The sequence below is a fragment of the Pseudooceanicola sp. NS-SX8 genome (genome assembly GCF_057380755.1).
On the sequence record NZ_CM170819.1, the window covers coordinates 200118 to 220541 of the forward strand.

Consider the following 20424-nt stretch of genomic DNA (forward strand, 5'->3'; position numbering starts at 1 on the left):
GCCTGCCAACAGATCCCGCTTGCGACGGCCCCGGGGCAAGGTAATCTCCGCCCCCATGAGCAGCGATTTCACCCTGGACCACATCCTCGCCTCCGCCGAGGAGACAGAGGCGTTTGCCGAAGCCATCGGCGCAAGGCTCCACCCCGGCGACGTCCTGTTGCTGTCCGGGGGAATCGGCGCCGGGAAAACCCATTTTGCCCGCGCCCTGATCCGCTCCCTCCTGGAGGAGGAGGAAGATATCCCATCTCCGACCTTCACCCTGGTGCAGGAATACGAAACCCGCGCCGGCCCGCTCTGGCACGCGGATCTCTACCGCCTGTCCGATCCTCTGGAAGTCGTCGAGCTGGGCCTGGACGAGGCGTTCGAAACCGCTATCTGCCTTGTCGAATGGCCGGATCGCCTGTCCGACCTTGCCCCGCCCGATGCCCTCGCGCTGGAGCTGGAGCCGATGCCCGATCTGCCCGAAGCACGCCGCCTGCACATCTCGGGCCCCGCCCGCTGGAAATCGCTGCTGGCAGAGGTTCTGGCATGAGGACGGAGTCCGACAAACGCAGCTTCCTGGCCGGAACGCCCTGGGCCGAAGCCCGGATCTCGCCCCTCGCCGGCGATGCTTCGCTGCGCAGGTACGACAGGCTGACCGCCCCTGACGGCGCCCGGGCGGTGCTCATGGATGCCCCGCCGACCCACGCCGAAGAGGTACGCCGCTTCTGTCATATCGCCCGCCACCTTGACGCCCTGGGGCTCTCTGCGCCCCGCTTGCTGAAGGCAGAACCCGAAGCCGGTCTGCTCCTTCTGGAAGACCTCGGTGACGCGCTCTTTGCCCGGGTGGTCGCGGAGGATCCTGCGCTTGCCTCGCCGCTCTACGGCGCTGCGGCAGATGCCTTGGCAAGATTGCAATCCGCCCCCCCGCCTGAAGGCCTTGCTCCCTACGATCCCATCGCCTTTGCAGAGATGATCTCCCCCGCCTACGACTGGTACCAGGCGGGTATCACCGGCGCCCCCGCCGATGGCTGCGCAGAATTCCTGGCGATCTTTCAGCCCATGCTGGATGAACTCGGGCCGGGCCGTGTCGTCATCCTAAGGGATTACCACGCCGAAAACCTGCTCTGGCTTCCGGATCGTTCCGGTGTCGCCCGGGTCGGCCAGCTCGACTTTCAGGACGCGATGATGGGCCATCCGGCCTATGATCTGGTTTCACTGCTCCAGGATGCACGCCGCGATGTCGATCCCGCCCTCGAGGAAGAGATGATCCAGCGGTTCGCCGCCGCGACCGGCCGGGATCCGATCGCCTTCCGGCGCTCCTACGACCTGCTGGGCCTCCAGCGGAACCTGCGCCTCCTTGGGGTCTTTGCAAGGCTTTCCATGCACTTCGGGCGCCCGCGCTACGTTGATTTCGTGCCCCGCGTCTGGGGCCTTCTGCAACGCGGCCTCAATCGCCCCGGCATGGAAAGACTGCAGGAACGCCTTCTGCGTGACATGCCCCCGCCCACCCCAGAAAACCTCCGGATCCTGAAGGACAAATGCGCGACCGTCCCGCTTCCCTGATGCTCTTCGCCGCCGGTTTCGGCACGCGGATGGCCCCCCTGACCGATGATCGCCCCAAACCCCTGGTGCAGGTCGCCGGGCGGCCCCTGGTGGATCACGCGCTGGACCAGGCGGGCGATCTGCCGCTGAAGGTCGTCGCCAATGCCCACTACCTGCCTGAACAGGTCGAAGCGCATTTTGCCGGAAGCGATGTCACCGTCGTTCGTGAACTGCCGGAGATCCTGCAAACGGGCGGCGGCCTGCGCAACGCGCTGCCAGCCCTGGGCGAAGGCGCGGTCTTCACGATGAACACCGATGCGGTCTGGAACGGCCCTGCCGCCCTGCCACTGCTCGCCCGCGCCTGGGATCCCGAAGCGATGGATGCCCTGCTCCTGTGCGTGCCGCAGGCGCAGGCGCGCGGCCATGTCGGCAAGGGCGATTTCATCGCCGATGCCGAGGGGCGCGGCACCCCCGGCCCGGGTGGCATCTGGACTGGCGCGCAGATCATCCGCACCGGCCTGATGGACGGCATCGCAGGCCCCGCCTTTTCCATGTGGGAGCTGTGGAACCGCGCCATGGCACGCGGGCGCTGCTACCTTCTCGACTATCCCGGCCTGTGGTGCGACGTCGGCCGCCCCGACTGCATCCCCCTGGCCGAGGCCATGCTGACCGAAGAGACCGCCAATGGCTGACTTCCGCCTCTTCGATACACCCGGGCCCCGCATGTTCGGCCTGCCGCTTGGTTCCGACTTCCCGGCGGACCTCCTGCGCGGGCTGGAAGCGCGGTTGCAGGGCGCTGCCCCGCATGAACGCGCACAGGTCCAGCTGATCGTCAACACCAGCCGCATGGCCCGCCGGATCCGCGCGATCTATGACGCCGGGCCACCACAGCTGCTGCCCCGCATCGACCTGCTCACCGGGCTCAGCTGCCGCGCCGCGATCCCTCGCGCCGTTTCCCCGATCCGCCGGCGATTGGAGCTGATCCGCCTGATCTCCGCCCTGCTTGACGCGGAGCCGGAGCTCGCGCCGCGCGCCGCGCTCTACGATCTGGCCGACAGCCTGGCGAAGCTGCTGGACGAAATGCAGGGCGAACGCGTCACGCTGGCAGACATTGCCGCCCTCGACGTGTCGGATCAGTCAGGCCACTGGGCGCGGGCGCAGCGTTTCCTGGAAATCGTGGGGCTGGTGCAGCGCGAAGACGACCTGCCCGATCCCGAATCCCGCCAGCGCCAGGTGGTCGAGACGCTGATCGCCGAATGGGAGGCCGAACCGCCGCAGCATCCGGTGATCCTTGCCGGCTCCACCGGGTCGCGCGGGGCAACACACCTTCTGATGCAGGCTGTGGCGCGGCTGCCGCAGGGCTGCGTCGTGCTGCCCGGCTACGATTTCGACCTGCCCGACGACATCTGGGAAAAGCTCGACGATCCGCTGACCGGCGAAGATCATCCGCAATACCGCTTCCGCAAGCTGATGCTGGGCCTCGACATGGCGCCGGGCGAGGTCGGCCAGTGGCTGCCCTCCGCCAGCTGCAACGCCGCCCGCAACCGCCTGCTGTCACTTGCCCTGCGCCCCGCGCCGGTGACGCACCAATGGCTGGAAGAAGGCCCCGGTCTTGGCGATCTGGCCGCCCCCCTGCAAGAGGTCACGCTGGTCAAGGCCCCCGGCCCCCGGGCCGAGGCGATGGCCATCGCCCTGCGCCTGCGCCAGGCCGCCGAAGAGGGCCAGACCGCCGCCCTGATCACCCCCGATCGGATGCTGACCCGTCAGGTCGCAGCCGCGCTGACCCGCTGGGGCATCACACCCGACGACAGCGCGGGCACGCCGTTGCAGACGACGCCACCGGGGCGCCTGCTGCGGCAGGTGGCCGATCTCTTCACCGCGCCGCCCACGGCGGTGAAACTGCTGTCGCTGCTGAAACACCCGCTGACCCATGACGGCCCCGAACGCGGCACCCACCTGACCCTGACCCGCGCACTGGAACTCTACCTGCGCGACAAGGCCCGCCCCCTGCCGGAACCGGAGGATATTCACGCCTTCGCCGCCGGGCGCAGCGAACCGCTGGCACCTGCCTGGGCCGCCTGGATCTGCGACACGGCTTTTGCCGCCGCCGCCCCCGATCCGCTGCCGCTCGACCACCGCGTCGCGGCCCATGTGGCGCTGGCCGAACGCATCGCGCGCGGCACCGCGGACGAAGGGGCAGGGACGCTCTGGGACAAGGATGCAGGCGAAAAGGCACAGGCCGTCATGGCCCGCCTGGCCGAGGATGCGCCCCATGGCGACGACTTCTCGGCCCGGGATTACGCCGATCTCTCCGGCGCGATCATCGCCGGTGAAGAGGTCCGAAACCCCGACGAACCGCACCCCCATGTCCTGATCTGGGGCACGCTGGAGGCACGGGTGCAGGGCGCCGACCTGGTGATCCTGGGCGGGCTCAACGAAGGCTCCTGGCCCGAGGCGCCGGACCCGGATCCCTGGATGAACCGCCAGATGCGCAAACAGGCTGGCCTCCTGCTGCCGGAACGGCGCATCGGCCTGTCCGCCCACGACTTCCAGCAGGCCATCGCCGCGCGGGAGGTCTGGCTGACCCGGCCCCTGCGCAGCCAGGATGCAGAAACCGTGCCCTCCCGCTGGCTGAACCGGCTGACCAACCTGCTGGGCGGTCTGCGCGACGGTGGCGGGCCGGATGTGCTGGCGCAGATGGAGGCGCGCGGCGCGCACTGGCTGGCCCTCGCCCGCGAGGTGGAGGAGCCGTTCAGCGCCCCCAAGGCACATCGCCCCTCTCCCGCGCCACCGCTGGCCGCACGTCCGCGCAAATACTGGGTAACCGATGTCCGCACCCTGATCCGCGATCCCTATGCGATCTATGCCAAGCGCATCCTGCGCCTGCGCCGCCTCAGCCCGCTGATGCGCGATCCCGACGCGATGATGCGCGGCATCGTCAGCCATACCGCGATCGAGACCTTCGTGCAGGGCGTCAATGCAGGCGAGCTCGACCTGACCCGCGCCGCGCTCCTCACGACCGTGGCCGAGGTGCTGAACACCGATGTTCCCTGGGGAGAGGCCCGCGCGCTCTGGCAGGCGCGGCTGGAACGCAATGCCGACTGGTTCATCGCCGGGGAGCAATCGCGCCAGCAGGAAGCGGAACAGGTCCACACCGAAACCAAGGGGCAGGCCGAAATCACCAAGCTCGGCGTCACCCTCGCCGCCAAGGCCGACCGTGTGGATGTCGATGCCCATGGCCGCGTCCACCTCTTCGACTACAAGACCGGCGATCCGCCCACCGAGGCGCAGCAGAAGGCCTTCGACAAGCAGCTCCTGCTGGAAGCCGCGATTGCCGAAAGGGCAGGCTTCGGCGACCTTGGGCCCCGCCCCGTCGCCCGCGCCGTCTACATCGGGCTTGGCACCCACCCCAAGGAAGTGCCCGCCCCCCTGGACGAGGAAACCCCCGGCACAGTGTGGGAGAATTTCACCGAACTGGCCGAGAAATGGCTTGATCCTGCAAAGGGTTACACCTCCCGCCGGGCGATGGAGGAAACCCGGACCGGCAGCGATTACGACCAGCTTGCCCGCTTCGGTGAGTGGGAGGATACAGACCTGCCCGTGATCGAAAACCTGACGCAGGAGGATGAGGCATGAAGCGCGACGCCGCCTCCTCCCGCCAGATCCTGGCAGCCGATCCTGCGCGCTCCACCTGGCTGGCCGCCAACGCAGGCTCCGGCAAGACCCGCGTGCTGACCGACCGCGTGGCGCGGCTGCTGCTTGGCGGGGTCTCTCCGCAGAACATCCTCTGCCTGACCTACACCAAGGCCGCCGCGAGCGAGATGCAGAACCGCCTGTTCCAGCGCCTTGGCGAATGGGCCATGCTGGACGATGCCGCGCTGCGCAGCGCACTTGACCGGCTGGGGGTGGAGGATGAGATCGACGCAGCCCGGCTGGCCCGCGCGCGCACCCTCTTTGCCTCGGCCATCGAGACGCCGGGCGGGCTGAAGATCCAGACGATCCACTCCTTCTGCGCCTCGCTGCTGCGCCGTTTCCCGCTGGAATCCGGCGTCTCTCCGCAGTTCAAGGAAGTCGACGACCGCAACGCCCTGATCCTGCGCGACGCCGTGATCGAGGAGATCGCCGAAAGTGCCGAAGCCAGCGTGCTGGACCGCGCCGCCCTGCTGATGACCGATGAAAGCTTCCGCGGTCTGACGGCGGAAATCGCCCAACATCGCGACCTCTTCGATGCCCCCTTCGACCCCGAAGCGCTGGATGAGGTTCTGGGCCTGCCGCAGGACGTGACCGAGGCTGATATCCTGGACCAGGCGATCACCGCGCAGGACATGGACCTGCTGCCGCGCCTGATCGAGGCGCTGCGCAGCGGCACCACCAAGGGCGACGAGACGGCGATGCACAAGCTGCAACCGCTCGGCACGCCGTCCATGTCCATGCTTGCCGTGCTCGAAGACGTCTTCCTGACGGGCGCCAAGACGAAGGAGCCCTTCAGCCCGTCCTCCCGCTTCCCCAGTGCCGCAGTGAAGAAGGCCCACGCCCATCTGATGCCGGAGCTGGAAGACTGGCAGGCCCGCGTGGCCGAGGCCCGCGCCCTGCGCGTGGCAATGAAAGCCCGCGACAAGGCCCTTGTCCTGCATGACTTCGCCCGCGCCTTCCTGCCCCGCTACGAGGCGGCGAAACTGGCGCGCGGCTGGCTCGACTTCGACGACCTGATCCTGCGCACCCGGGAACTGCTAACGAATACCGTTGTTTCCCAATGGGTTCTGTGGCGACTGGACGGCGGGATCGACCATATCCTCGTGGACGAGGCGCAGGATACCAGCCCGGTGCAATGGCAGGTGATCGCGGCACTGGCGCGCGAATTCACCTCCGGCGCCGGGGCGCGGGACGGGGTGGAACGCACGATCTTCGTCGTCGGCGACAAGAAGCAGTCGATCTATTCCTTCCAGGGCGCCGACCCCTCGGGCTTTGACCGGATGCGCGACGATTTCGGTGCCCAGCTGGCCGAAACCGGCCGCCCGCTGCAGGTGCTGGAACTGGAATACTCCTTCCGCTCCGCCGCGCCGATCCTGACCCTGGTCGACCGCGTCTTCGACGGGCGGGAGGCCGCGGGATTTACCACCGACCAGCGCCACCGCGCCTTCAAGGATGCCATGCCGGGGCGCGTCGACCTCTGGCCGCTGGTCGAAAAGCCCGAGAAGGAGGAGAAGGACGAGTGGTGGGATCCGGTCGACAAGCCGGGCCGCAACAACCACCACCTCGAACTCGCCCGCCGCATCGCGGATGAAATCAAGCGGATGCTCGACGCGCGCCTGCCCATCCCCGAAGAGATCGGGCACAGCGGCACCTACCGCGCCCGTCCGATCCGCCCGGGCGACATCATGATCCTGGTGCGCACTCGCTCGCGGGTCTTCCCGCACCTGATCGCGGCCTGCAAGGCGCTTGGCCTGCCGATGGCCGGGGCCGACCGGCTGAAGGTGGCCGCCGAACTGGCCGTGCGCGACATCACGGCGCTGCTGAACTTCCTCGCCCTGCCTGCGGATGAGCTGAGCCTTGCGGCCGTGCTGAAATCGCCGCTTTTCGGCTGGGACGAACAGCGGCTTTTCGACCTGGCGCAGGGCAGGGGGCAACAGACCCTCTGGCAGGCGATGCAGCGCCAGCCGGACCGCTACCCGGCCGAAATCGCCCTGCTGCGCGACCTGCGCGATCAGGCCGACTTCCTGCGCCCCTTCGACCTGATCGAACGGCTGCTGACCCTGCACGAGGGCCGGCGCAAGTTGCTCGGCCGACTGGGGGAAGAAGCAGAGGACGGCCTTGATGCGCTGCTCGACCAGGCGCTGATCTACGAACAGACCGAAGTGCCCTCGCTCACCGGGTTCCTCGTCTGGATGGAGGCCGACGAGCTGCAGATCAAGCGGCAGGCCGACAGTTCCTCGGACCAGATCCGGGTGATGACGGTGCATGGCGCCAAGGGCCTGGAAAGCCCGGTGGTGATCCTGCCCGACAGCCTGAATTCCCCCGACCAGGACCGGACCCAGGTGGTCAAGTCGCTCGACCTGCCGCTCTGGTCCGTCCGCGCGGAGGAGGAGCCGGAAGCCCTGCAACAAGCCCGCGCCATTCGTCGCGAACGCGCGGCGGAGGAACGCGACCGGCTGCTTTACGTCGCCATGACACGGGCCGAGAAATGGCTGATCGTCTGCGGCGCGGGCAAGCTGGCGAAGGACAACAGCGACTGGTACGCCCGTATTGCCGAGCAGATAGAGGAGATGGGCGCAGAGGTACATCCCCAGCCCGGCGGCGATGGCCTGCGCCTCGAAACCGGCGGCTGGGAGGGGCTGGAGATGACCCTTGCCCCGAAGGTCACCGTTCCGCGTCCCGCGCTGCCCGACTGGGCGCGGCGCGATGCGGCCAAGGTGGTGACGGCGCCCCGCACGCTCTCCCCCTCTGTCGATCTCGGCGGTGCAAAGGCGCTGCCCGGCGAAGACGGGCTGGATGAGGAGGCCGCGAAACGCCGGGGCCGGCAGGTCCACCTGCTGCTGGAACATCTGCCGACCCGCGCGGCCGCCGACTGGCCCCGAGTGGCGACGGATCTGCTCTCCGACGGGCCAGATGCCGCAGAACGCCCCGAAATCGCCCTGCTGCTGGCAGAGGCGACGAACGTGCTGACCCGTCCCGCCACCGCCCGCTTCTTCAGCGGAGAGGCCCTGGCGGAGGTTTCCGTGACGGCAGCCCTGCCGGAGCTGGACGGCCGCCGCATCCACGGCACCATCGACCGGCTGATCGTCGGGGAGGGGGAGATCTGGGCGGTGGACTTCAAGACCAATGCCACTATCCCCGACCGGCCCGAGGACGTCCCCGACGGCCTGCTGCGCCAGATGGGGGCCTACCTGGCCGCACTTGGGCAGATCTACCCGGGTCAGACCATACGCACGGGACTTTTGTGGACCCGCAACGCGACGCTGATGCCTTTGCCCGACACCCTGGTCATGGCAGCCCTGCACAGGTCGGAGCCTTCTTGACCGCTGAACCGCGGATACCTAGATTCCGGTCAACATTCCTCCATGGAGACGAGATATGGCAACCGTTCACGCCACCGACGACACCTTCGAAACCGAAGTCCTGAAATCCGACACCCCGGTCCTGGTCGACATCTGGGCCGAATGGTGCGGCCCCTGCCGCCAGATCGCCCCGGCGCTTGAAGAAATCTCGGAAGAGATGGAAGGCAAGCTGAAGGTCGTGAAGGTCGATGCAGACGCCAACCCGCAGTCCGTGATGTCCATGGGCGTGCGCGGCATCCCGGCGCTGTTCATCTACAAGGACGGCCAGATCGTTTCGAACCGCACCGGCGCAGCCCCGAAAGCCGCGCTGCAAAGCTGGATCGACGACACGATCTGATCCTTCAGGATCCGCTGTTTCCAAGGGGCACTGCTGCGGCAGTGCCCTTTTTTCGTGGCACCCCGACCGGGTCCATCGGTACCCCGCACCGTGCCAGCCGATCTGCAATCTTCTGATCTATGACCGCAGGCCGACCCAGGTTCAGGCTCATCTTTTGCCAAAACCACCAGATGAAGCGATCAAACTCCGGCTGATGCTCCGCCGCCCGGTCGAACGCATCGCCGCCGAGGCAGATATGGTGGAAGTCGATCCGCGCAAAGGTGATCGCGGGCTTGCCGAAGAAGAACCCGGAAAACGCGGCGGAACTGTTTTCCGTCACGACGTAATCGCAGGTCCGCAGCAGATCGCCCATCGGCGCGTTGACCACCTGCAGCCTGGGAAAGCGGGCCGAAAGCGCTTCAAGCGCCGAAAGCTCGCTGGCGGTGTAGTCCTCCTTCGGATGCAGCGTCACCAGCAGCTTTCGCTGCCTTTCCCGGTCCAGGGTCCGTTCCAGCATCTCCAGCGGGGAACAATCCTGGAAGGACCTGTGCTCCTCCAGGCGCCCCTGCAGCGGGATATAGACGAAACCCTCGCGACAGGCCCGTTGCGGCGCCTGACCGAACAGCTTTTCCTGCCAGCGGGCGTAAAAGGCCGCGGCCTTTTCCGGATCGACCCTGTCCAACGGAAACCGCGCCTGGGCAACGGGCCAGCGCCAGCGCGCCGCGCTGCTTTCAATGGCCCAGAAGGGGCTGTGATAGACCTTGCGGAAGACCAGCGCACGGTCATGGGTCGGGTGCTCCATCCGGTACATGGCCCAGCCGGGCAGGGACGGTGCCCTTTCGCGGGCCTCACGCCCGGTGCGGCACAGTTCCACCCGGTAGCCATGGGCCTTCAGAACCCCGGCAAGCCGCATGAGGAACCCATGCCGTCCCGCCTCTGCCTGGCGGATCACCTTCGGGGATAGGTAAATGCGAAAGTCACGGGACGGGTCCATCCGCGAACGCTAGGCTGCCCCTGCGGATCCGGCAAGAGGAAGCGCATGGCGCCCCTTCGGGTTGCCCCGCGCCCATGCCGCCCTCATATAGCCTGACAGACCAAAGGAGACTGAAGACATGGCAGAGAGCGATTTTCCCGGCTGGCACGGCACCACGATCATCGGCGTCCGCAAGGGCGGCAAGGTGGTTGTCGCCGGTGACGGGCAGGTGTCCCTCGGCCAGACCGTGATCAAGGGCACCGCGAAGAAGGTCCGCCGCCTGTCCCCGGGGGGCTATGACGTTGTCGCGGGGTTTGCAGGTTCCACCGCCGATGCCTTCACCCTGCTGGAACGCCTGGAGGGCAAGCTGGAAGCGACGCCTGGGCAGCTGGCCCGCGCCAGCGTCGAACTGGCGAAGGACTGGCGCACCGACAAGTACCTGCAAAAGCTGGAAGCGATGCTGATCGTCACCGACGGCAAGGATCTCTTCGTCATCACGGGCGCCGGCGACGTCCTGGAACCCGAACATGACATTGCCGCCATCGGATCCGGCGGGAATTTCGCCCTGGCCGCCGCCCGCGGTCTTTACGAACACGAAGCGGATGCCGAGCAGATTGCGCGCAAGGCCATGGCCATCGCCTCCGACATCTGCGTCTACACCAACGGCAACCTGACGGTGGAAGAGATCAATGGCTGACATCACGGCGGAGGATCTGCGCGCCGCCGTCGCAGCTGGTCATCTGAACGAGGGGCAGGCGGCCGCGCTGAAAACCCTGGCGGAGACCCGCGCGGGCATGCGTCAGCCCGAAGATGAACCCTTCGAGCTGTTCCGCGGCTTTTCGGAGATCTTCGTCACCGTTGGCCTCGGCATCCTGATCGCCGGCGGCTTCGGCCTGGCGCTGGCGACCAGCATGGGCGTGGTCTCCGCCATCGGGATCGGCTGTTTCTTTCTTCTGGCCCGCTACTTCACGCTGAAGCGGCGGATGATGCTGCCGTCCATCCTGCTCACGACCTGCACCGCGGGCGCGCTGACCCTGCTGATGGCGTCCATTCTGTCCGTCGGCAATCCCTTCGACTCCATGTATGACCTCTTCGGAGAGGCGCGGACGAACCTTGCCCAGCATCTGCTGATCTGCGCCCTGGTCGCGGCGGGGCTGATCGCCTGGTTCCGCCTGTTCCGGGTGCCCTTCAGCATGTTCCTGCTGGGGCTGACCGGCGCCTTTGCCGTGCTTTCCATCGCGGGGGCCACGGGTGATATCTCCGGCTCGGACAATCCCTTCGACCTGCTCGAAGGGTCCTCTGTTGCCTGGGGCACCCTGATCCTGGGTCTGGCCGCTCTTGCAGGTGGCACCTGGTTCGACATGCGCGACCCGCACCGGCTGGGGCGACTGTCATCCTCGGGCTTCTGGCTGCATCTCGTGGCCGCTCCCGCACTGGTCAACACCATCGCCCAGACCTTCCTCGTTATGGGGCCCGGGCTAGGCTACGTCCTGATGGCCATCGCCCTGCTGCTCATCACCCTTCTGGCCGTCGTCCTGGACCGGCGCAGTTTCCTGACAGCCGGCATCGGCTACCTCATCTTCCTTCTGACCTATGTCACCGACCGCTCCGGCGAAGGACGAAGCTGGGTCTTCGTCTTCCTGGGCACCGGTGTCTTCCTGACCCTCCTCGGCAGTTTCTGGATCGAGGCCCGCGGCCGCATCATGCGCGCCCTGCCCGACTTCCCCGGCAAGGACCGGCTGCCACCCTACCGAACGGAGATCCAATGACCGACCTTACTCCCCGCGAAATCGTTTCCGAACTCGACCGCTTCATCATCGGCCAGAAGGACGCAAAGCGCGCCGTGGCCGTGGCGCTGCGCAACCGCTGGCGGCGCAAGCAACTGCCCGATGACCTGCGCGAAGAGGTCTATCCGAAGAACATCCTGATGATCGGCCCCACCGGCGTCGGCAAGACGGAGATCTCCCGCCGGCTGGCCAAGCTGGCCCGCGCCCCCTTCATCAAGGTCGAGGCGACCAAGTTCACCGAAGTCGGCTATGTCGGCCGTGACGTGGAACAGATCGTCCGGGACCTGGTAGATGCCGCAATCGCGCAAACGCGGGACTTCATGCGGGAGGAGGTGAAGGCCAAGGCCCACGCCGCCGCCGAAGACCGCGTGATCGAGGCGATCGCCGGCACCGATGCCCGCGAGGGCACGCGGGAAATGTTCCGCAAGAAGCTGCGCGACGGCATGCTCGACGACACCGTCATCACGCTGGAGGTCGCCGATACCTCCAACCCCTTGGGCGGCATGATGGATGTCCCCGGCCAGCCCGGCAGCCAGATGGGCATGATGAACCTGGGCGATATCTTCGGCAAGGCCTTCGGCGGCCGCAAGGTGACCAAGCGCCTGACCGTCGCAGAAAGCTACGAACTGCTGATTTCCGAAGAGGCCGACAAGCTGCTGGACGACGAGACGGTGAAGAACACCGCGCTCGCCTCGGTCGAGGAGAACGGCATCGTCTTCCTGGACGAGATCGACAAGGTCTGTGCCCGTACCGATGCCCGTGGCGGCGATGTTTCCCGTGAAGGCGTGCAGCGTGACCTGCTGCCGCTGATCGAAGGCACGACCGTCTCCACCAAGCACGGCCCGGTGAAGACCGACCACATCCTCTTCATCGCCTCCGGCGCCTTCCACATCGCCAAGCCATCTGACCTGCTGCCGGAACTGCAGGGCCGTCTGCCGATCCGCGTGGAACTTCAGGCCCTGACAGAGGCCGATTTCACCCGCATCCTGACCGAAACGGACAATGCCCTGACCCGCCAGTATGCAGAAATGATGGGCACCGAAGAGGTCACCGTGACCTTCACCGAAGACGGCATCGCCGCCATCGCCCGCATCGCGGCAGAGGTGAACCGCTCGGTCGAGAACATCGGCGCGCGGCGGCTCTATACCGTGATCGAACGCGTGTTCGAGGAGCTCAGCTTCCAGGCTCCCGACAAGGCGGGGGAGGCGGTGACCATTGATGCCGCCTTCGTCGAAGAAAATGTCGGCGCCCTGGCGGCCAGCGCCGATCTCAGCCGCTACGTGCTGTAACCGCTTCACGTGAAACAATACGACGCCCCCCGGAGCCTGCCTCCGCGGGGGCGTTTTTCGTCCCTTGGCGCGCCCTGCGGCGCTGCTGGATGTTGACCTGTGCCCGTTCAGCGCGGATATGACGCGCGCACCGACTGTTCAGCCCCGGAACCCAGCCATGACCGCCAACAAACGTATTGCCCTGTCCAGTGACCACGCAGCCATCGCCCTGCGTCAGGTCGTTGCCGCCCATATCGCCAGCCTCGGCTGGGAAGCCGTCGACGTCGGCCCGACCACCGGTGAAAGCACGCCCTATCCCGAACGCGGCGCCGATGCCGCGCGGCTCGTGGCCTCGGGCGACTGCCGTTTCGGCATCATCCTCTGTGGCACGGGGCAGGGCATCATGATGGCCGCCAACAAGGTGAAGGGCATCCGCTGCGGCGTCTGCTCCGAAAGCTTCTCTGCCCGGATGATCCGGCAGCATAACGATGCAAACATGCTCTCCATCGGGGCGCGCGTAGTGGGTGAATCCCTGGCCATCGACATCGTCGAAGCCTTCCTGGGTGCGGAATTCGAAGGGGGCCGTCACGCCACCCGCGTCGACATGATCAAGGCGATGGAAGCCTGATCCGACAGGACCCGAACCAAGAGCCGGCCCGGGCGCCCCGGGCCGGTCCAGTATCATCCGGCAACACAGGCCGGTATCACACGGCAACACCGAAAAGCGCACCGACCCCGGCGGTCACCGCCATGGCGAAGGCCCCCCAGACGACAACGCGCAGCGCGGCCGGCCCCCGGGGCGCACCGCCCGCTTGGGCCCCTAGCGCCCCCAGCACCGCCAGAAGAACAAGCGTGACGACCAGCACCACCGGGATCACCATGCCGCCCGGCGCAAAAAGCGCCGCCAGCACCGGCCAGATCGCCGCCGCCGAAAAGGTCACGCCCGACGCCAGCGCCGCCTGAAGAGGGTTCGCGGCAGAAACCTCCGTCACCCCGATCTCGTCCCGCATGTGGGCCGCCAGGGCATCGTGGGCGTGCAGTTCCCGCGCGACCTGCGCCGCTGTCAGCTGCGACAGGCCACGCCCCTCCCAGATCGCCGCAAGCTCCGCCATCTCTCCCCTCGGATCGGCTTCGATCGCCGCCGCCTCGCGCTTCATGTCGGCCTGTTCGGTATCCGACTGCGACGAGACGGAGACATATTCCCCCGCCGCCATGGACATGGCACCGGCCGCAAGACCGGCGACACCGGCGATGGCGATACTGCGGGGATCAGGTGTGGCTGCGGCCACACCGACGATGATGGAACTGACGGAAACGATCCCGTCGTTGGCCCCCAGGACCGCGGCGCGCAACCAGTTGGAGCGCGTCATGAAATGGGGATCATCGTCATGGTTCGTCATGGGGACTTCGGGCTGGCGCTCTGGCTGGCTCAGGGCATTCACGTCGTCGACTCCTCGGTTACTTTAGATCCATTCTAAACTACTCCCGCGACCCTGCCCAGCGGTTTCGACCTCACGGTGACCTTTTGCCACCGGTTTCCCTCCGAACAGCCTTTGTCATTTGAACGACGGGTCCCCGACGTGGGAAATCGGACAGGAAAGGGCAGGGACAAGGACCGGGACCATGAAGACCTACGCGCTCGGCATTCCCGCCATCGGCCACGGTATCGATACCCTGCTGTGGAAGGCGGGGATCGAAACCTCCTTCACGCTGGCCTCTGCCCCCGGCTCCATGCTGAGCTCCCGACAGCCGCTCTTTACCGCGCGTCTGCCGTTTCACACCCGGCCGATGTACGTCCTCGGCCTGCCGCTGGGGGATCCCGCGCCGACACGGGCCGTCGTCCCCAGCCCCGTCGCGGGCCGGCTGCTGATGGTCCAGGCTTCCCACACGCCGCTGGCCGAACGGTATCGCTTCACCTCCGCGCGCGGCAGTCATGCCCCTTCGCTGGATCTGGCCGCCATCATCGAGGTCAGCCAGAAGACCAAAGTCAACGTGGCGCCGATCTACGCCGGCTATCGCCGCATGATCCTGCGCCTGGCGCGAAACCTCCGCGGCGGCGAAGGGCAGATCCTGCGGGAACTGATCAACCGTGAATTCGCGGAACTGTCGGGCCATTTCTGCCCGGTCTTCGACATTGCTGACATCACCGGTCAGCAGTCGGATTGACAGGTTTCCGGGAAAGGCTCACTTGTGGGCCTGCCCGTCCCCATGACAGTGCCCATCCCCCACCACGTTCTTGGTGCGCCAGCGCGCAGCCGCTCGGATCAGCTCTTTTTCGGGACAGAAATGAACGTGATTGACGCAATTACAGGTCAACAGCATGTATTGCGCCAACTGACCCGAGGATGCCCCATGCAAGCCGCTCATAGCCCGCAAGATACCAGCCCTCCCGACGATTCCGCCCGCAACAAGCTGGTGATCGGCCTGCTGATGATTTCCACCTTCACGGTGATCCTGAACGAGACGCTGATGTCGGTCGCCCTGCCGCGCCTGATGAACGATCTCGACGTGACCGCGAACGCGGCGCAGTGGCTGACCACCGCCTTCCTGCTGACCATGGCCGTGGTGATCCCGATCACCGGTTTCCTGCTCCAGCGGTTCACGACGCGCAACGTCTTCCTCCTCGCCATGAGCTTCTTCACCCTCGGCACGCTGATCTGCGCGATCTCTCCCAGCCTGCCGCCGCTGATCGGTGGCCGGATCGTCCAGGCTGTCGGCACCGCGATCATGATGCCACTGCTGATGACCACGGTCATGGCGCTGGTACCGCCCGAAAGCCGGGGCAAGACCATGGGCAACATCTCCATCGTGATCTCGGTCGCCCCGGCGATCGGCCCGACGACCTCCGGCCTGATCCTGGAATATTTCCACTGGCGCTGGCTCTTCATCCTGATGATGCCGATTGCCATCGGTGCCCTGACCATGGGCTATTTCCGCCTGGTCAACGTGAACGAGGTGAAACCGCGCAAGCTCGACCTCCTGTCGGTGCCGCTGTCGGCCATCGGGTTCGGCGGGCTGGTTTATGGTTTCTCCGCCATCGGCGAAGGCCATGGCGAAGGCGGCCCGCTGCCGCTCTGGCTGCCGATTGCCGTGGGGGCCGTCTTCCTCGTGGCCTTCATCTGGCGCCAGCTGGTGCTGGGACCGAAGGACCGCGCCCTGCTGGACCTGCGCACCCTGGGGGTGAAGGTCTTCACCGTCTCCGTCATCATGATGGGCCTGGCGATGATGGCGCTCTTCGGGATGATCATGCTGCTGCCGCTCTTCATGCAGAACGTGCTGCAGCTGAACACGCTGCACTCCGGCCTGCTGCTGCTGCCGGGCGGGTTGATCATGGGGCTGCTGTCGCCCACCGTCGGGCGGCTCTTCGACAAGCTCGGCGCGCGCAAGCTGGTGATCCCCGGCGCGGTGATCGTCAGTGCCGGGCTCTGGGCGATGACCCTGCTGACGCCCGCCTCGTCGATGTTCGTCGTGCTGGGGTCCCACACCCTGCTCAGCATCGGCCTTGCCATGCTGTTCACCCCGCTCTTCACCTCCTCCCTCGGTTCGCTGCCGAAGGACCTCTACTCCCACGGATCCGCCGTCATTGGCACGGTCCAGCAGGTGGCGGGCGCGGCGGGGATCGCGATCTTCATCTCCGTCATGTCCCTGCGGATCGGGGCAGAAATGGAAGCCGGCGCCGATACGGTCAATGCCATGGCCGCAGGCCTGCACCAGGCCTTCACCGTGGCGGCCTCGATCTCTCTGCTGATGATCGTCGCGGGCTTCTTCGTGCGGCGCCCCCCGGACAGCAACCCGCAGGCCGGTCCCGGCGGTCACTGAAGGCGGGCACTGAACCTGCCTGCCGCCTAGCGATTGCGGCGCAGGTAGACGTAATAGGCCCCGGTGCCACCATGTTTCTGGTGCGCCGGGGTCACCTGCAGCACGATCTGGCTCAGCGGCGGCATCGAAAGCCAGTGCGGCAACTGGTGCTTCAGGATGCCGTGACGCACCGGGATCGGCCCGTCCTGTTCTGCCCGGCGGCCCTTGCCGGTGATCACCAGGACCAGGCGCATCTCGTTCTGGAACGCCCGCAGGATGAACCCGGTCAAGGCCCGGTGCGCGCGGTCCACGGTCATGCCGTGCAGGTCGATCCGCGCATCCGGAGACATCTTGCCCCGGGTCATCTTCCCGTGGGTCTTCTTATCCATCATCACCGGCGCCTTGTGCAGGCGTTCATGCACCGGCGGCAGGATATCATGCGCCGCAGTCCCACGCCCCCGGGCCTTCTCTCCCAGGCGGAAGGGCGCGAATTGCCCTGACGGAGGCTCTGCCGGGGCAGGGGGGGCGATCGGCTTTTCGGCCTTCTTGGCCGGCCGGGCCAGGGCCCGCTTTTCGGGATGCATCCGCTCGGTCGAACCGGCGATCTTCTCCCACAGCTCCTGCTCTTCGGGGCGCAGCTTGCGGCGGCGGCTCACGATGCGTCCTCCGTCAGCATGGCGTAGGCGCGCTGGATCGGCAGCAGCATGACCAACCGCCCGCCGTCCTTGATCTTGGCGGCTTCCTTGCCCGCACCCGGCCCCGACCCGACGAAGACGTCGGCCCGCTGCGGCCCCTTGATGGCCGATCCGGTATCCTGTGCGACCATCAGCCGGCGCATGCCGCGGAACCCCTTCTTTTCGATCCAGACAGGGGCGCCCAATGGCACGAAGGCCGGGTCGATGGCAACCGACCGCATCGCCGTCAGCGATCTGTTCATCGCGCCCTTCGGTCCGGCCTCAGGCGATACATCCTTGATTACACGGAAGAATACATAGGACGGATTGTGCCGCAGCAAATCCGCCCCCTCCAGCGGATGGCGTTTCACCCAATTTCCGATCACCGCTGCCGAAACCTGATGCGCCTTGTAGATGCCGCGTCGCACCATTTCCTGCCCGATCGACCGATACGGGTGACCGTTGTCCCCCTGGTAGCCGATACGGATATGGCTGCCATCCCGGAGCAGGATACGCCCCGACCCCTGGATCTGCAGGAACATCAGCGCCGCCGGATCATCGACCCAGGCGATCTCCAGACCGCGCCCCGACAGGACGCCCTGCTGTTCGATCTGGGCGCGGGTCAGCCAGGGGCGCACCTCCTTCGCCTCTGGCGGCATCCGGTAGACGGGATAACGGAAGGTGTCGGTCCGAACCCGGGATCCCTCGATCTCTGGCTCATAGTAACCGGTGAACAGGGCAGGTGTCCCGTCCTGCACCAGGACCGGCGTGAAGAACAGTTCGAAGAAGGTGCGCGCGGTCTCGGCTGTCTGCGTCTTCGCCATGTTGCAAAGCGCGGTCCAGTCCGGCTCCCGCAGGTCACCGCAGGTGGCGACAAAGGTCTTCAGCGCGGCGGCGTGATCATCGGCCGCCCAGCCCTGCAGATCCTTGAAGGTCAGGATCGAAACCGTCGGTTCGGGGTCTTGGGAGAAAAGCCCCTGCGCGGGGGCCAGGGCGGGGTGGAGGACCGCCAGCGCCAGATATGCCGCGATCCTCCGAAACCTCATGCAGCCTTATTCTCCCGTCGCGACCAGCTGCCAGTTCAGATCGTCCGACCCCATGCGACGCTCGAAGGTCCAGCTGTCCTTCTGGGTCTTCACCTTGCCCTCTTCACCCTCGATGATGTCGCCACCACGGTCGCGCACCACCTGGGTCAGCTGACCGACGTAGCGCACCGTCAGTTCGGCGATGCGGGTATCGGGATCGAATTCGGCATCCACCAGGCTCAGCTCGCGAACACCGATGAAATCGGCCTCCACCGTCAAGCCCTTCGCATCCCGATCGGCCACGACCTCGGCAAAGGTCTGGTACACTTCGTCAGAGAGGAAGGGCTTGATTTCGCCCAGTTCTCCGCGTTCGAATCCCATCAGGATCATCTCGTAGGCGCCACGGGCACCGCCCAGGAATTCCGAAACGGAGAAGCTCGGCTCGGCTTTCTTCATCTGCGCCAGGGCGCGGGCGGCAGGGCTGTCCTCTGCGACGTGATCGGTGATGTCCGGATCCGGACCGCCTTCGATCACCTCGAAACCGGAGCGTTGCAGCGGCGAATTCGACGCGGGGCCGGTCACCGGCGGCTTCTCGAATCCTTCTCGGGTCCCGAGCACGTTTTTCAGGCGCAGGATCAGGAAGACGGCAATGCCGGCAAGGACCAGAAGCTGGATAATCGGCAAGTTCATGAACTCCTCTCAGCGGCCGGGGTTGGTACTTTCCCGGTTCCGTCCCTATGTAGGTGCTAGGCAGGGCCAAGTCTACTCTGCCGGGGAAAGGAGATTTACGACATGTGGCTTCTACTGGCCTTCATTGCGGTTCCCATGATCGAGATCGCGCTGTTCATCCAGGTGGGTGGGGTGATCGGCCTCGGCTGGACGCTGGCGATCGTGCTGTTCACCGCCGTGCTGGGCACCTGGCTGGTCAAGCAGCAGGGGCGCCAGGCGCTGATGAATATCCAGCGCAGCTTCTCCGAACTCTCCGATCCGTCAGAACCGCTGGCCGATGGGGCCATGATCCTGCTGTCGGGCGCGCTGCTTCTGACGCCGGGCTTCTTCACCGATGCCTTAGGCTTCGCGCTGCTGACGCCGGCGTTCCGCCGCATAGCCTTCCTGTGGCTGCGCAAGCGGGTCAAGGTCCAGGGCAGCTTCACCTTCGGCGGCGGCATGTCCGGGACCACCCGCCCCGGTGGTCGTCCTGGTGGTCATCCCGGTGGCCCGCGCGGGCCGCGCAACTCCGGCCCCGATGTCATCGACGGCGAATTTACCGAAGTCGACTCCTCCAAGGCGCCCACCCATCCCTCCGGCTGGACCCGCCACTGACCCCTTCCCGGGCGTATGGCACCTGTCGCCACGGTCCTTTCTTTCCTGCCTGCAAGGAACATTGAGGCCCGCGCGCCAAGCTGCTAGGACAGCGGCAAGCCGAGATGACGACACGGGAGGGCCCAATGGCCGACGAAACTACCAACGGCGCAGCGCCGCAACAGGCGCCGCAAGTCAAGATGAACGTGCTGAACCAGCACATCCGCGACATGTCCTTCGAGAACATCCTGTCGCGCAAGCCGGTCCCCGGCAATGTTCAGCCCGACGTGAAGGTGCAGGTCGCCCTCGACGCCAAGAAGCGCGACGTGGAAAACCAGTACGAAGTCGTCCTGAAGCTCACCGTGACTTCCAACGACAAGGAAACGCAGTCGCCCATGTTCCTGATGGAACTGGAATACGTCGGCGTCTTCCACATCGAAGGCGTCCCGGAAGAGCAGCTGCACCCCTTCCTGCTGATCGAATGCCCGCGCATGATCTTCCCCTTCGTGCGCCGCATCGTCTCCGACGTGACCCGCGACGGTGGCTTCCCGCCGCTGAACCTGGACACCATCGATTTCGTTCAGCTCTACCGCGCAGAACTGCAGCGCCGCGCAGCGGCCCAGCAGGCCGCGCAGGCCCCCGCGAACTGATCCGGACGGGGGGCGCACAGCCCCCCATCACGCCGCCAAATGCGGCGCAACC

Annotated in this window: 19 protein-coding genes; 14 read left to right on the plus strand and 5 right to left on the minus strand. The window is 66.5% G+C overall.

Going from position 1 to position 20424, the window contains the following annotated elements; translation table 11 throughout:
* The first annotated feature begins 55 nt into the window (after positions 1 to 55).
* The 6 genes from tsaE to trxA are packed head-to-tail and all read left to right on the plus strand — an operon-like array spanning position 56 to position 8916.
* A complete protein-coding gene (gene tsaE, locus AC2IR1_RS00795; protein ID WP_486474384.1) occupies positions 56 to 532 on the plus strand; it encodes a tRNA (adenosine(37)-N6)-threonylcarbamoyltransferase complex ATPase subunit type 1 TsaE in 477 nt (158 codons plus the stop codon).
* Positions 529 to 1545: an aminoglycoside phosphotransferase family protein gene (locus tag AC2IR1_RS00800; RefSeq protein ID WP_486474385.1), complete on the plus strand. Its 1017-nt coding sequence runs from the start codon at positions 529 to 531 to the stop codon at positions 1543 to 1545. Before tsaE ends, AC2IR1_RS00800 begins: the two co-directional genes overlap by 4 nt.
* Positions 1521 to 2216: a nucleotidyltransferase family protein gene (locus tag AC2IR1_RS00805; protein ID WP_486474386.1), complete on the plus strand. Its 696-nt coding sequence runs from the start codon at positions 1521 to 1523 to the stop codon at positions 2214 to 2216. The genes AC2IR1_RS00800 and AC2IR1_RS00805 overlap by 25 nt, the downstream gene beginning before the upstream one ends.
* Positions 2209 to 5160 carry a double-strand break repair protein AddB gene (addB, locus tag AC2IR1_RS00810; protein WP_486474387.1) on the plus strand — a complete coding sequence of 984 codons (2952 nt, stop codon included), beginning with the start codon at positions 2209 to 2211 and terminating at the stop codon, positions 5158 to 5160. The genes AC2IR1_RS00805 and addB overlap by 8 nt, the downstream gene beginning before the upstream one ends.
* Positions 5157 to 8540, plus strand: a complete 3384-nt coding sequence (addA, locus tag AC2IR1_RS00815; RefSeq protein ID WP_486474388.1) for a double-strand break repair helicase AddA — start codon at positions 5157 to 5159, stop codon at positions 8538 to 8540. The genes addB and addA overlap by 4 nt, the downstream gene beginning before the upstream one ends.
* Positions 8541 to 8595: 55 nt before the next feature.
* Positions 8596 to 8916 carry a thioredoxin gene (gene trxA, locus AC2IR1_RS00820; RefSeq protein WP_486474389.1) on the plus strand — a complete coding sequence of 107 codons (321 nt, stop codon included), beginning with the start codon at positions 8596 to 8598 and terminating at the stop codon, positions 8914 to 8916.
* A 4-nt stretch (positions 8917 to 8920) separates the two neighbouring features.
* Here trxA and AC2IR1_RS00825 read toward each other — a convergent pair whose 3' ends face one another.
* The gene (locus AC2IR1_RS00825; RefSeq protein ID WP_486474390.1) at positions 8921 to 9808 is read right to left on the minus strand and encodes a hypothetical protein; all 888 of its coding nucleotides are present in this window, start codon (positions 9806 to 9808) and stop codon (positions 8921 to 8923) included.
* Between the two features lie 199 nt (positions 9809 to 10007).
* Here AC2IR1_RS00825 and hslV point away from each other — a divergent pair, with 199 nt between their 5' ends.
* The 4 genes from hslV (at position 10008) to rpiB (ending at position 13551) form a co-directional block, all read left to right on the plus strand.
* The gene (gene hslV / locus AC2IR1_RS00830; protein WP_486474391.1) at positions 10008 to 10565 is read left to right on the plus strand and encodes an ATP-dependent protease subunit HslV; all 558 of its coding nucleotides are present in this window, start codon (positions 10008 to 10010) and stop codon (positions 10563 to 10565) included.
* Positions 10558 to 11637: a hypothetical protein gene (locus AC2IR1_RS00835; protein WP_486474392.1), complete on the plus strand. Its 1080-nt coding sequence runs from the start codon at positions 10558 to 10560 to the stop codon at positions 11635 to 11637. Before hslV ends, AC2IR1_RS00835 begins: the two co-directional genes overlap by 8 nt.
* Positions 11634 to 12944: an ATP-dependent protease ATPase subunit HslU gene (gene hslU, locus AC2IR1_RS00840; protein WP_486474393.1), complete on the plus strand. Its 1311-nt coding sequence runs from the start codon at positions 11634 to 11636 to the stop codon at positions 12942 to 12944. Before AC2IR1_RS00835 ends, hslU begins: the two co-directional genes overlap by 4 nt.
* A gap of 157 nt (positions 12945 to 13101) precedes the next feature.
* A complete protein-coding gene (gene rpiB, locus AC2IR1_RS00845; protein ID WP_486474394.1) occupies positions 13102 to 13551 on the plus strand; it encodes a ribose 5-phosphate isomerase B in 450 nt (149 codons plus the stop codon).
* Between the two features lie 76 nt (positions 13552 to 13627).
* Here rpiB and AC2IR1_RS00850 read toward each other — a convergent pair whose 3' ends face one another.
* Positions 13628 to 14293, minus strand: coding sequence for a VIT1/CCC1 transporter family protein (locus tag AC2IR1_RS00850; protein ID WP_486476460.1), 666 nt, complete (start codon positions 14291 to 14293; stop codon positions 13628 to 13630).
* Between the two features lie 253 nt (positions 14294 to 14546).
* Between AC2IR1_RS00850 and AC2IR1_RS00855 the strand changes: the two genes are divergently transcribed.
* Positions 14547 to 15089, plus strand: coding sequence for a hypothetical protein (locus tag AC2IR1_RS00855; RefSeq protein ID WP_486474395.1), 543 nt, complete (start codon positions 14547 to 14549; stop codon positions 15087 to 15089).
* A 186-nt stretch (positions 15090 to 15275) separates the two neighbouring features.
* Positions 15276 to 16742, plus strand: a complete 1467-nt coding sequence (locus AC2IR1_RS00860; RefSeq protein WP_486474396.1) for an MDR family MFS transporter — start codon at positions 15276 to 15278, stop codon at positions 16740 to 16742.
* A gap of 26 nt (positions 16743 to 16768) precedes the next feature.
* Here AC2IR1_RS00860 and AC2IR1_RS00865 read toward each other — a convergent pair whose 3' ends face one another.
* Genes AC2IR1_RS00865 through AC2IR1_RS00875 form a run of 3 tightly spaced genes read right to left on the minus strand, consistent with a single transcriptional unit; the run spans position 16769 to position 19110 of the window.
* On the minus strand, positions 16769 to 17377 hold the full coding sequence (locus tag AC2IR1_RS00865) for a Smr/MutS family protein (protein WP_486474397.1): 609 nt from the start codon (positions 17375 to 17377) through the stop codon (positions 16769 to 16771).
* Positions 17374 to 18441 carry a murein transglycosylase A gene (gene mltA / locus AC2IR1_RS00870; RefSeq protein ID WP_486474398.1) on the minus strand — a complete coding sequence of 356 codons (1068 nt, stop codon included), beginning with the start codon at positions 18439 to 18441 and terminating at the stop codon, positions 17374 to 17376. The genes AC2IR1_RS00865 and mltA overlap by 4 nt, the downstream gene beginning before the upstream one ends.
* Before the next feature lie 6 nt (positions 18442 to 18447).
* Positions 18448 to 19110, minus strand: a complete 663-nt coding sequence (locus AC2IR1_RS00875) for a Tim44/TimA family putative adaptor protein (RefSeq protein ID WP_486474399.1) — start codon at positions 19108 to 19110, stop codon at positions 18448 to 18450.
* A 102-nt stretch (positions 19111 to 19212) separates the two neighbouring features.
* Here AC2IR1_RS00875 and AC2IR1_RS00880 point away from each other — a divergent pair, with 102 nt between their 5' ends.
* On the plus strand, positions 19213 to 19743 hold the full coding sequence (locus AC2IR1_RS00880; protein WP_486474400.1) for an FxsA family protein: 531 nt from the start codon (positions 19213 to 19215) through the stop codon (positions 19741 to 19743).
* Between the two features lie 125 nt (positions 19744 to 19868).
* Positions 19869 to 20372, plus strand: a complete 504-nt coding sequence (gene secB / locus AC2IR1_RS00885; protein ID WP_486474401.1) for a protein-export chaperone SecB — start codon at positions 19869 to 19871, stop codon at positions 20370 to 20372.
* Positions 20373 to 20424: the final 52 nt, after the last annotated feature.